12 protein-coding genes are annotated in these 12304 nt (G+C 49.4%); 4 read left to right on the top strand and 8 right to left on the bottom strand.

The window, feature by feature from the left end; genetic code table 11:
- Positions 1-34 precede the first annotated feature (34 nt).
- Both NY78_RS23830 and NY78_RS23825 read left to right on the top strand, forming a co-directional pair.
- Complete coding sequence (locus NY78_RS23830; protein ID WP_082140038.1) at positions 35-2332, top strand: sensor domain-containing protein; 2298 nt, start codon at positions 35-37, stop codon at positions 2330-2332.
- Between the two features lie 21 nt (positions 2333-2353).
- Positions 2354-3319, top strand: coding sequence for a sensor domain-containing diguanylate cyclase (locus NY78_RS23825; protein ID WP_082140037.1), 966 nt, complete (start codon positions 2354-2356; stop codon positions 3317-3319).
- A gap of 158 nt (positions 3320-3477) precedes the next feature.
- Here the strand turns inward: NY78_RS23825 and NY78_RS14255 are convergent, their stop codons facing one another.
- The gene (locus NY78_RS14255; RefSeq protein ID WP_043637310.1) at positions 3478-4020 is read right to left on the bottom strand and encodes a MucR family transcriptional regulator; all 543 of its coding nucleotides are present in this window, start codon (positions 4018-4020) and stop codon (positions 3478-3480) included.
- A 207-nt stretch (positions 4021-4227) separates the two neighbouring features.
- On the opposite strand from NY78_RS14255, the gene uvsE reads away from it, so the two are divergent.
- Positions 4228-5133, top strand: a complete 906-nt coding sequence (gene uvsE / locus NY78_RS14250) for a UV DNA damage repair endonuclease UvsE (protein WP_047960200.1) — start codon at positions 4228-4230, stop codon at positions 5131-5133.
- 143 nt (positions 5134-5276) lie between these two features.
- Here the strand turns inward: uvsE and NY78_RS14245 are convergent, their stop codons facing one another.
- From NY78_RS14245 to NY78_RS25830, 7 genes are all read right to left on the bottom strand, one after another.
- Positions 5277-5945, bottom strand: a complete 669-nt coding sequence (locus NY78_RS14245) for a tyrosine-type recombinase/integrase (RefSeq protein WP_053062222.1) — start codon at positions 5943-5945, stop codon at positions 5277-5279.
- 389 nt (positions 5946-6334) lie between these two features.
- Positions 6335-6457: an ADP-ribosylglycohydrolase family protein gene (locus NY78_RS25880; RefSeq protein WP_442855206.1), complete on the bottom strand. Its 123-nt coding sequence runs from the start codon at positions 6455-6457 to the stop codon at positions 6335-6337.
- Between the two features lie 87 nt (positions 6458-6544).
- Entirely contained in the window at positions 6545-7261 is a 717-nt protein-coding gene (locus tag NY78_RS14240) for an ABC transporter ATP-binding protein (protein ID WP_047960199.1), read from the bottom strand.
- A 3-nt stretch (positions 7262-7264) separates the two neighbouring features.
- Positions 7265-8398 (bottom strand): ABC transporter permease, encoded by a 1134-nt coding sequence (locus NY78_RS14235; RefSeq protein WP_043637304.1) that lies wholly within the window; start codon positions 8396-8398, stop codon positions 7265-7267.
- A complete protein-coding gene (locus NY78_RS14230) occupies positions 8395-9510 on the bottom strand; it encodes an efflux RND transporter periplasmic adaptor subunit (RefSeq protein WP_043637301.1) in 1116 nt (371 codons plus the stop codon). Before NY78_RS14230 ends, NY78_RS14235 begins: the two co-directional genes overlap by 4 nt.
- Positions 9511-9574: 64 nt before the next feature.
- Positions 9575-10123, bottom strand: a complete 549-nt coding sequence (locus NY78_RS14225) for a TetR/AcrR family transcriptional regulator (protein WP_231584006.1) — start codon at positions 10121-10123, stop codon at positions 9575-9577.
- A 104-nt stretch (positions 10124-10227) separates the two neighbouring features.
- Positions 10228-10356, bottom strand: coding sequence for a hypothetical protein (locus NY78_RS25830; protein WP_331428928.1), 129 nt, complete (start codon positions 10354-10356; stop codon positions 10228-10230).
- Positions 10357-10530: 174 nt separating this feature from the next.
- On the opposite strand from NY78_RS25830, the gene hcp reads away from it, so the two are divergent.
- Complete coding sequence (gene hcp, locus NY78_RS14220; RefSeq protein ID WP_043637296.1) at positions 10531-12192, top strand: hydroxylamine reductase; 1662 nt, start codon at positions 10531-10533, stop codon at positions 12190-12192.
- Positions 12193-12304: the final 112 nt, after the last annotated feature.

Genomic DNA, 12304 nt, shown 5'->3' with positions numbered 1-12304 from the left:
TCCCCTCTATTTATATAAGTCATTGGAGTCTGATATGCTTCGCCTCAAACCGTCGAAGATTGTTGCCTTCTACGCAATCGTCAGCGCTCTATGGGTTCTTTTTTCTGACAGGGCAGTCGGCATGCTGTTCTCAGATTCTGTTCAAACTATTACGATGCTTAGCACTTTTAAAGGATGGCTCTATATATATGTCATCTCGGTCATGCTATATATAGTTTTGAAAAGATACGAAAGGGAAAATAACAATCATCAAAAATCACTTTCTGAAAGCGAGGAGCGTTTCAAAACAATATTTGATTCTGTAAGTGACTGTATTTTCATTCATGATCCTAGGAACGGTAAAATAATAGATGTAAATGCTAGGACATGTGCAACTTTTGGGTATAGTCGAGAAGAATTCCTTAAACTAGATGTGGGCAAAATAAGTTCCGGTATTTCTCCTTATACTCAGGACGAGGCTGTAAATCGAATTCGCCAAACTCTCAAAGGGGATATTTTATCCTTCGAGTGGCAGTGTAAAACTCGAAATGGGCGTATCTTTTGGGGGCAAGTTTCAACAAGTAGAGCGGTAATTAACGGGATTGATCAAGTATTAGTGAGTTTACAAGATATCACAGAGAGGAAACAGACAGAGATTGTATTGGCAGAAGAGCGTAAATTTGCAAATGCAGTACTTGAAAGTGTTCCTGGTTTATTGTATCTTTACAATGACGAAGGATTGCTTGTCCGTTGGAATAAACAGCATGAATCAATTACAGGGTACTCTGGTCAAGAACTCTCTCAAATGCACCTTCTTGACTGGTACAAGGGCGATGAACTTGCCCAGAAAAAAATTACAGATGCCATCAATCGCGTTGTGCGTGATGGTAGCGCTGTTGAGGAAGCGGATCTTCAAACAAAGAATGGAGAGAAAATACCATTTTATTTGACTGCAGTTCGTTTAGAAATTGAAGGGAAAATATATTTTGTCGGCGTAGGTATCGACATCACCGAACAAAAAAAACTAGAGCAACAGCTGACATTCCGCGCACTCCACGATCCGTTGACCGGTTTAGCTAATCGAACCCTTTACATTGAACGTATTTCTCAGGCGAATGAGCGCCTTTCTGAAAATAAAGAGCATAACTTTGCGGTTGTATTTATCGACATTGATAGTTTTAAGTCTATTAATGACAGCTTCGGTCACGAAGCGGGCGATCTGGTCTTGTGTGAAGTTGCGCATCGGATTGAATGTTGTGCTAGAAAAACTGATACAGTCTGTCGCTATGGCGGAGACGAATTCATTTTACTTCTGACAGATATTGATAGATCGGAAGTGATTCAAGTTATCGGTAAAGTGCAAGATGTACTCGTTGCCCCGTTGGCCATAAACTCTCATGAGTTGCAGATTAGCGCAAGCTTTGGCGTTGCATATGGTAATGATGGACAGCAATCTCCTGAAACCTTTTTGAGAAATGCGAATATTGCATTGCACAATGCAAAAATTTCCCGAATTGAGAAACTAGTTGTCTATGAAGAGGGAATGCATGAAGCAGCTATCCTCAACCTGAATTTGCAAAATGATATGCGTCGCGGACTTGAGGCCAAGGAATTTTTTGTTGTCTACCAGCCTATATTTGTACTTAAAAATGGCCAGTTGTCTGGATTTGAGGCCCTTCTTCGCTGGCGTCACCCGCATCGCGGCATTATAAGTCCTGGAGAGTTTATACCTGCAGCGGAAGAGTCCGGTTTTATATATGAACTTGGTAAGTTCGTATTAAACCAATCTTGTTTAGATTTTGTCGGGTTGATGCCGAATTTGCCTTCAGATGACAGTCTTACTTTGTCTGTCAATATTTCTCCCAGGCAGCTTGCACGACCAGGTTTGACTGACATGATCGAGCAAGCCCTATGCAAAACAGGTCTGCCACCGTGGGCCTTGATACTTGAAGTTACAGAATCTTCTATCATGGAGCATCCTGAAGATTCAGCTTGCATTCTTGATAAGCTAAAACAGAAAGGCGTTCACATCGCTATTGACGATTTCGGAACGGGGTATTCCTCGATGAGTGTTTTGCAAAAATTGCCGTTGGACAGCCTGAAAGTGGATATGAGCTTTGTCAGCAGATTGACAGGCAGTAAAGGAGATCGCGAAATCGTTCGTGCGATCATTACATTGGCTCATAGTCTTCGTCTAAAAACTGTTGCTGAGGGCATTGAGACCGTTGAGCAGCTCGAAATCCTCCGGGAGTTAGGTTGCGAATTGGGCCAAGGCTATTTATGCTCTAGGCCTTTGTCTTTAGTTGACATACCTCTCGTTATGTCTAAAAAAGCTTGCCCCTCGCTCACTTAACAGATGTTATGAGGTGTTACTTTGCGTTTAAATAAAACAAAATACCAACTAGCCGATGAGCTAGCAATAGCTCAACAACGTATTGCTGAGCTTGAAGCCCTGTCTCTTGCCAAGTCCGAAAGCTTGTCTTGGAAAGAAAGCATATTGAATAGTTCCTCAATAGGAATTCTTGTTGTTACCAATAACCGTATTATTACAGAAGTAAATAACAAATTGGCTGAAATGTTCGGATACAGTAAAGAGGAGATGCTTGGAAATTCAGTGCATATGATTCATCTCGATGAACAACGGGGTGTGCAGTTTGGAGAGAAATTTTGGGCGAAAACCGCTGAGACTAAAACTGTAACGTGTGAATATCCATTGAAGAAAAAAGACGGAACCACTGTTTTATGTGAGTTGTCAGGGACAGCTATAAATTCAAATGCCCTGTGGCAAGGGGTTGTTTGGGCTGTGGTTGATATTTCTGAAAGAAAAAAAATCGAACATGATTTATTGTTTTGTGCGAACCACGATCATCTTACCGGTATTTATAACAGAGGTTTTTTTGTTAGACAACTAGAAGAAGAAGTTTGGCGGTCAAAACGATATAAAAGGCACATATCGTTAATAATGATTGATGTTGATGACTTTAAAAAAGTAAATGATTTGTACGGCCATATCGTTGGAGACAGTGTTCTAAAGTGGTTGTGTGCGGAAGTGCAGTTGACTTTAAGACAAGCTGATATATTTGGTCGGGTCGGGGGCGAAGAATTTGGCATTGCGCTTCCAGAAACAGAAATTGCTGGAGCCGTGCAGCTCGCAGAGCGAATCCGTGAATCTATTTTTACTCAAACTTTTGCTCCGGATTCTATAGAATTGCAACTGACATTAAGCTTTGGAGTTGCCATGCTGGCTCAAGATGACGATTGCGATAGTTTTTTCAAGAGAAGTGATGATGCACTGATTATTGCAAAGTCTACTGGTAAGAATAAAGTTGTTGTGCTGTAAACTGGTAGAAACTCCACGCTAGTTGCTCAAATAGAATACAATTCTTCGCAGAACATAAGTCGAATCAATAACCGGAATCGCTAGCCTGAAATGTAAAGCCCACGCCAACCATTCAGTAGTGGGAAGGCGTGGGCATGGAAACCAAGCAGCTTAGGATGTTATTTCTTTTTGCTTTCCGCACTGCCCTGCAGTAGCTCAATGATGCCCACGTTCTTTTCTTTGGCGGCAGCGGCCAGTCCCTTGAGGCCGTCAAAGCCCTTGTCCGTGACGAACTTTTTGACTTCACCCCGGGCAACGCTAAATTCCTTCATCACCATTTGCATTTGCTTCAGGGGGTTGTCTTCGCCAGAAGTGGTCTTACGCGTCACCTTAACGGACATGTCCTTTTTCTTGACATCAAACTTCTTCATGTACTCTTCGCGGGTAAGGCCGTGAGAAGCAAGATGCTTTTTGGTGAGAGTTTTATACTCCGCACCACAGAGGGCACACCTGACGCACTTACGAGTCTTCTCGTGGCGCTGGGCTTCAATCGCCTTGACAGGTTCGGCGGTGATATCAATAACCGGCCCGCACCGCAGAGAATCAAGCTTTTCGTAGATGCTCTTGGTGACAACTTCGAGTTCGCTAAAATGGACTTTCCCGTGGCGGAGTTGGTCCTTGGCAAGATTGAGAGCTTCAGCCCAAATTTCTTTATCGATCATAGTGAACTCCTTGTTTGTTGGCGTTGACAGGTATCTACCATCAAAAAACTAAATGTCAATTCGAAAAATGCGTTTAGCCCGGAATAAAAAATTATTAGGAAATATCCTGAGCAACGTATAAACGGTAGTTGCTAAAAGCAATTTCTTTGCTGAAAACAATTTGGTCCTAAACGATGGAACTTGAGTGTAATTGCTTGTGAGGTGGTTATGCGATTTGGACTCTGCTGCTTATTTTTTGAAGAAAAAATATCGTTTAGAACGACCACGGCGAAAGCCTTGTTGAACTTGACGGTCAAAACGCGCTTGGAAAAAGTTTCTGGAATTTGCCTCCACAACGCCAAAAGTCTGCTGGAATCTGTCAAGACGGTTCATCGTCTGGGCATTGGCGCTTTCAGAATCTCGTCCCAGTTCTTTCCCCGGATGACACACCCTGTTACGGGCTACCGGCTTGAAGGATTGCCTGAGGTTGAGGAAATCAATGACCTGCTGGCAGCGACAAAGAACTTTTCGAAGAATAATGGTATCCGACTAAGCTTCCATCCGGACCAGTTTATCCTGCTGTCCTCGCCAAAGGACGAAGTGACGGAAAATTCCATTCGTGAACTTTGCTGCCAGGCCGATTGGGCAGACGCTATCGGGGCGGATGTGATTAACATCCATGCCGGCGGCGTTTACGGGGACAAGGCGCAAGCTCTGGAGCGTTTTAGCGGAGCGTTCAAGGATCTACCCAAGAAAGTAAGCAGCCGACTCACGTTGGAAAACGACGATGTCAGCTACACGGTGCGCGATTTGCTCCCTGTGTGCCACGCGCTCTCCATTCCATTGGTTTACGACGTTCATCACCATCGGTGCAATCCGGATGGCCTCACCGAGCTTGAGGCCACGGATCTGGCCGCTGGAACCTGGGCAGCCGTGAAACGCGAACAGTACTGTCACGTTTCTTCGCCCAAAAATGGTTGGGGCAAAGGTAATCCCAAACCACATGCTGATTTTATCGACCCCAGGGATTTTCCGGTGTGCTGGCTGGGACGTGAGATGACCGTGGACGTCGAGGCGAAGGCTAAGGAGCTTGCGGTGGTCCAGTTAATGGGCGCACTGGGTAAGGAGCGGTGAGGGCGGAATGGGGCCGTCGTTGATTGAACCCGATTTGCCCGATTTACCCGATTTGCCCGATTGTATCCTGTGTGTTGGAGGATACTCTGGGACGGGTCGTTTTACGCGCTGATTTGCCTTGGACGAATTATCAAAATCAGTAATTATATTAAACCAACTTGGTGCAAGATTTGTTTGGTTTCGTGGTTGCTCAATCGGGTGTATATCGCTGTTGTATTTAAAGACGAGTGTCCCAAAATGGATTGTACGCCCGTAAGCGGAACGGAGAGGCGCGTCATTTCGATAGCCCGTGTATGCCTGAGGACATGAGGATGAGACAAAGAACGAGGCAAATTCGCCTCCTCGGCTCTGTCATAAAAGACCCGGCGCATGTTTCCTTGATCTAGCATGAATACACGACCACGTTGGTCAGGATATTGGGCTAGGTATGTTGCAAGCTCGGATATGATGGACGGCGGCACCGGCACGAGCCGCACGGGGACGGATTTGGTTTTCCGTCCAGCATGGTCTGTCTTCGCGTGGCGTTTGAGCGTTACCAACTTGACATCACCAGCGCGGTAATCGATATCGTTAACATCGTTAAGTGAAAGCACTTCGCCCAACCTGGCCCCGGTGAAGCGAAGGAAGAGAAACGCCAGCCAATAACGCCCACGAGTTTTCCGGGTGGAGGGACGGATGGCGGCGTCATCGAACCATTCCTGGAAGGCAGTGGTCAGGGCGGCGACCTGGTCCGGAAGAAGGTAAGGGATCTCTTCGACCATTTGCGGTTGAATGGAGGCCGGGAGATTTTGGCGAGCTGTCAGGTGGTTCATGGGGTCACCTCGGGCTTACACGGTTATTTAAACGTATGCGTGTAAATCTAATGGATTTTTCTGGTCATGGGAAGGGGCTTTCCGAGAAAAGTCGATCAAATTCGATGGGTTACTACACGATAATTGGCATTTTCGTGTAAAGCTGAAAAGTTGGGTTGGCTCATGAATTAGTCAGGTGCTGCTGATTCATGGGTATGGAGTTGCGAGATGGGGGCTGGCACATTTCATCCCCGCTTGGCTTGGTCTGGTTTCGGCGGAGCGAAATAATTATTTGTCTGTTGAGTATGGAGTGGATAATTCAACTTCCCCTGTTTAATTATGCAGGGCGCAAACTGTTAGCTCTCAAAATTCCGCTCAATTGTACTTTAAAATCAATTCATTATCATCCATTATTTAGGATTCTGCAAACAATATTTTCTAGATCCGGTCGAGTCTGAATCGCCGCCATGTTTGACGGCCAGGATGACTCCCTCCTTAAAACTCCGAGCGACCAATGCACAGTAGATTGAAATGGCCAGGGCGAAGCCCCTCTCCTGCTGAAGAAGATTTTTCGCTGCGCTCTATAATGATATTTTACGATAATATCCTGTAATTTCGTTTTATTTTCCCGTACCATTCATCTCCGTCAGCATCCCATCGCGAAGATAAAATATCTGATCAAACCGGTCGAAAATTTTTTCATCATGGGTGACGACCAATACCGCAGCTCCCTGCTCCGCTGCTACCTTGCGCAGCAGGTCCATCACGACGCCAGCACGTTCAGAATCCAAAGCGGCAGTGGGTTCATCAGCCAGGATGATATGAGGACGGTTAGCCAACGCACGAGCAATGGCCACACGCTGCGCTTCACCTCCGGAAAGCCTTGACGGCATTGTTTCGCAGCGATGTTCTACCTGGAGATAACTGAGCAACTCAAGAGCACGCTGGCGGGCTGACATAGCACTTGTGTTGGCGATTTCCAAAACTACAGCAACATTTTCAATGGCATTCAGAAAAGGAAGCAGGTTGTGAAACTGGAAGATGAACCCGATTCGGTCCAAACGCAGGCGACGCAAATCACCCTGTAGCCATTTGCCATCATAGACCACTTGCCCGTCGAGTTCCATGCGCCCGCTGCTTGGCTCCAGGATGCAACCAATGATGTTGAGCAGGGTACTTTTTCCGGAACCGCTCGGACCAAGTAGCCCCACCACCTGGCCAGCATACACCTGCAGCGTGACCTGCTTCAGTGCATCGACTCGCGCGTCTCCCTGTCCGAAGGATTTGCTAAGATTGCTGATGGTTACCAAAGGTGTCCCTAGGGTGGACATATTCATGCCCTATCCTCCCAAAGCCACTGAAGGTTCGATCTTGAGTGCAAGGCGCACCCCCATCCCACTGGCAAGCACACATAAAAAGAGCACCACAATGGCCAAAGCTAATCCGTCCTGCGGCAAAAGAATCACTCGACGAGGAAAGAAATCCCTGGTCAAGTTGATGAGCAGTGCTCCCAGTGAGAAGCCGATTACGGCCATGGCGACGGCTTCCTGAATGATGAGTCCGACAATGGTTCTGTCCGGCGCACCTATGAGTTTGAGCGTGGCGATCTCCCGTACTTTATCCATTGTCATAGTGTAGAGGATGAGCGAGATGATCACCGCCGAAACGACAAGCAATATTACTGTGAAGAGTCCGATTTGGCGTCGGGATTTGTCCACCACCGACTTGGTCAGAATTTCCTCTTGAGCCGACTGGCTCAATCCGGTGAGGTGTTTCCAACGTCCGACTGCCTCGACCACCCGATCCGGGGTCGTTCCTGGCGCGACTTTGGCCACCACGGCGTTGACGATATCCGTGCCGACCGGTGAAGTGCCGCGTTCGGCCTCACGTCGGGCCACCGGGGGTTCCAATTCAAATTGCAAGCGCTGGGCGTCTCGCAACGTAATATAGGCGACAGGATCGCCGCCTGAAGAAACTTGATTTCGGGTCAAGCCTACTACAGTAAAAATATTGCGCCCAAGACGCACCTGCTCACCTAACATAAGTCCGCTTTTCGAGTCGACCAACATTTCATAGTGGCTACGGGTCATGTAGCGCCCAGAAAATATTTTTACAGGTCCTCCTGGCCTCCCTGGTTCATATCCAACCACGTAAAGTCTTAATTTATTCCCATTATGCATAGCCTCCACGGATTGATACGTCATGGAGCCTGTTGACACCACCTGCGACAGGCTGGCGATTACTTCGCGGGTGTCGCCAGGTATTCGTGATGACTCCGCGAAAGGACCCCTCTTCCCTGCCTCCACAACCCAAAGATCGGCTCCTGGTGCTCTGGACAAGGACAAGGCTTCTTCAACCAACCCTCGGTAGATGCCGATCATAGACAACACGAGGCCCAACAGCAGGCTGAGTCCCAGACACGTCAGTACGAAGCGGCCGAGGTTGTGCCGGATATCGCGCACCGCCAGATTCATGGGGTGCCTCCGGATTGTACCGTGGCCTTCCGCCCTTGGCGCAGGCCGGACGGCAAGGCTGCCAGAACCTGGGCTCCCTCAGGCATCCCTTGGATCACCGGAAGACGACCATCCAGCGTACTTTGCCCGAAAATCACCCGGCGCTTATTGAGTTGCCCTTGTTCCAAAGTCCATATCTGGCCACTACTACCATCTCGTTCAAAAACGAGTGTTTCTGAAACCAGCACTACTTTATCCAACAAGCCGCTATTGATCACCACCTCTGCTTGTTCGCCGAGATGGAAATCGCGGGGGCAATCACACCAGGTTACGTAAATACGTCGTTCCTCGCCGACCCTATCACTTTCCAGGTCAATACGCGCAACTTTGCCGGGAAATCGTTTTCCAGGAAGGGAGCGTAGTCGCACCTCAACCGGCTGTCCAACTTCTATATAGCCGGCCTTGGCCTCATCCACGAAAGCCCTGACCCATACTGTGCAGGGATTCACCAATGTGAAGACCGGCTCTCCTGCCTGCATGATTGTGCCAATCTCCTTGTGGCGGCCAATAATCACGGCATCGTATGGAGCCACCAGAAGATGTTGGGACAAGACTTCCCGAGATAAGCCGAGCTGAGCTTCAGCATCCTTTACGGCAGCTGCCGCCGCAGCCATCTCTGCCTCTGACAGAAGCACTTCTGCCTCTGCTGTTTGCGCTGCGGCCAATGAAACTTCGGCCTCTTCTCCAGCAAGAACATCCTTATTTTTTAGCTCTTGGCGACGGTGGCTTTGCTGCTGTTTCAGGGCAAGGTTGGTGCGGGACTTCTTTAGACTTGCCTTTGCCAGATTGAGATTAGCCTGAGCCTTGTCCAAGTTGGCCAAGGCCTTGGCTACTTGATTTTCTTGCTCACCGCTGTCCAGTAACGCCAGAAGCTGCCCCGCCCTTACCTCGTCGGCATGGTCAACCTTCAATTCACGAAGCAATCCATTTACCTTGAAGCCTACCTTGGAAAGTACTCTCGCTTCCACAGTGCCCAGGGCGAAGACCTGGAGCGCCTCCTGTGCGGCCGGTTCAACGACTCGGACTGAAATTGGGCGAAAATAAAGGTGAATCAGCACGAAGGCAATGACCATACCCCCAACGCCTGCGAATAAAACTCTTTTTCTATTTCTGGACATAGACGATTCCCCTTGACCGTCAATGGACCTTGCTCATACCATACAGCAAGATTTCCAAAAGCCGTGTGCCTTCTTTCGCGAGGTTGAAAGTGCGCCCGCTAAGTGACCAGCGTGTGGCTAGGCCTGACGGCAACGTCAACAGTACGTTGGCTATTTCATGAGGGGCAAAATCACTTGACAGCTCGCCTGCGGCTTGAGCTTGCTTAGCCAAATCGGTTAACAAGGCATGAAACACCGTGCCCATAGAGTTAAAAGATCGGCGCAATTCTTCGTTTTGCGCGTGGAGTTCACGTGAAAATATCAGAGAGTGGACCGCTGGAGTCTGCTGAATAAATTCAAACTGCGCTTCTATGACGCACCTTATTCCCGCGAGAGGACTTTTTTCGGATTTGCGTGCCTTAGCCCAGCGTGCTTGGGCTTCCATAACTAGCCAGTCCGCCACGGCAAGCCAAAGATCTTTCTTCGCCGGAAAGTGCCGAAACACGCCAGCCTGAGTAATGCCTACCCGATCGGCCACCGCCTGGGTGGTCGCACATGCAGGCCCTAATTCGGCAACCAGGGCAAGCATGGCTTCCACGATTTCGGCCTTTCTGTCCGCACTGTTTTTGCGAGACCCCATAGACTTTCCCTCTTTTGTTAGTTACTGATAACTAACAATGGTGAGGGTGTTTGTCAATCCAGGTTGGCGATTGCCCTTCTTAACCTCGAGATCACATCCAAAGCGGCAGTGGGTTCGTCAGCCAGAACGACATGAGGACGGTTAGCCAACGCACGAGCAATGGGCGCACGCTGTGCTTCGATTCCGGAAAGCCTTGATTACTTCTTTTGACTTATGTCAAGGATACTATCGGAGACGAGTGGGACGATCATCGGCAACAAGATGAAAAAAAGAAGCTGTGCGTCGTCGCGCCCGCCGGAACTGAACCGAACCCAAAAGCGCTTGAATCACTGGACAATCAACCACAAGGAGGCGCGATGTACTGCTTTCAATGCCAGGAGACGGCAAAAAACACGGGCTGCACCGTCAAGGGCATGTGTGGAAAACCCGAGGAGACTGCCAACCTTCAAGACCTTTTGATCTTTGTGTTGCGCGGTATTGCCGTGTATGGCGAAGGACTCAAGGACCTAGGGCAGTCTGACCGTTCAAACGATAACTTCGTGCTTCAGGGTCTGTTCGCCACGATTACCAACGCCAACTGGGATGACGCTCGTTTCGAAGGCATGATTGAAGATGGTCTGAAGCGTCGCGATGCGCTCAAAACAAAGTTCTATGAAGCCTACAAAGCAAAGCATGGGAAGGAATTCAGCGATCCTTTGCCCGACGCCGCCACCTGGAGCGGCCCATCTTCCTCTTTCACCGAAAAAGCGAAGGCCGTGGGCATTTTGGCAACGGGAAACGAGGATGTGCGTTCCTTGCGGGAATTCCTTATCATCGGGCTCAAAGGCGTAGCCGCCTATGCCGAACACGCAGCCATACTTGGATTCCGTAAACCAGAAATCGACGAATTCATGCTTGAGGCTCTGGCATCAACAACTAAAGACCTGTCTGTGGACGACATGGTCGGTATGGTGATGAAAGCCGGTGAAGTGGCCGTGACTACCATGGCCCTGCTGGACGAGGCCAACACGAGTAGTTACGGACACCCGGAGGTAACCCATGTCAATATTGGCGTAGGCACGAACCCGGGCATCCTCATCAGCGGTCATGATCTCAAAGACATGGACGAGCTGCTCAAGCAGACCGAGGGTTCGGGCGTGGATGTCTACACCCACGGCGAGATGCTCCCGGCCAACTACTACCCGGTCTTCAAAAAATACAAACACTTGATCGGCAACTACGGCGGCTCCTGGTGGCACCAAAATCCCGAGTTCGAAGCCTTCAACGGCCCCATCCTGCTGACCACCAACTGTCTGGTGCCGCTCAAAAAAGATAATACGTACCTCGGCCGCCTCTACACCACAGGGGTAGTCGGCTACGAGGGTGCCACGCACATCCCGGACCGTCCGACCGGCGGGGCCAAGGATTTCTCGGCCATGATCGCCCAAGCCAAGAAGTGCGCGCCGCCCACGGAACTAGAAAAGGGAGCCATCGTCGGAGGTTTTGCCCACCACCAAGTCATGGCTCTGGCCGACAAGGTTGTTGAGGCCGTCAAGTCCGGCGCTGTCAAGCGCTTCGTGGTAATGGCCGGTTGCGACGGCCGTCAGAAGTCCCGCGAATACTACACTCAGGTGGCCGAAGCTCTGCCGGAGGGTACCATCATACTCACGGCGGGCTGCGCAAAGTACCGTTACAACAAGTTAAACCTTGGCGACATCGGCGGCATCCCGCGCGTGCTGGACGCTGGCCAGTGCAATGACTCCTATTCCCTGGCTGTCATCGCCCTGAAGCTCAAAGAGGTCTTCGGTCTCGACGACATCAACAAGCTGCCCATTTCGTATGACATCGCTTGGTACGAACAGAAGGCCGTGGCCGTGCTCCTTGCCCTCCTGTTCCTCGGAGTAAAGGGTATCCGGCTCGGCCCCACGTTGCCGGGTTTCTTGTCCCCGAACGTGGCTAAGGTCGTCATCGAGAAGTTCGGCCTGAAACCCATAGGCACGGTACAGGACGACATCGCGGCCATGATGACAGGCCAGTAAAATGAAAGGGGGAGCTTCGGCTCCCCCTTTGCCATTAAACTGAAGCGTGTTTCTTCAAGTCTTGTTGAGCTTCCCAACTATTTTGGTGTGTTGTTTTGATCAATCGAGGGAG

The organism is Desulfovibrio sp. TomC, from assembly GCF_000801335.2.
GTDB lineage: Bacteria > Desulfobacterota > Desulfovibrionia > Desulfovibrionales > Desulfovibrionaceae > Solidesulfovibrio.
This window is presented reverse-complemented; position numbering and strand designations above follow the sequence as displayed.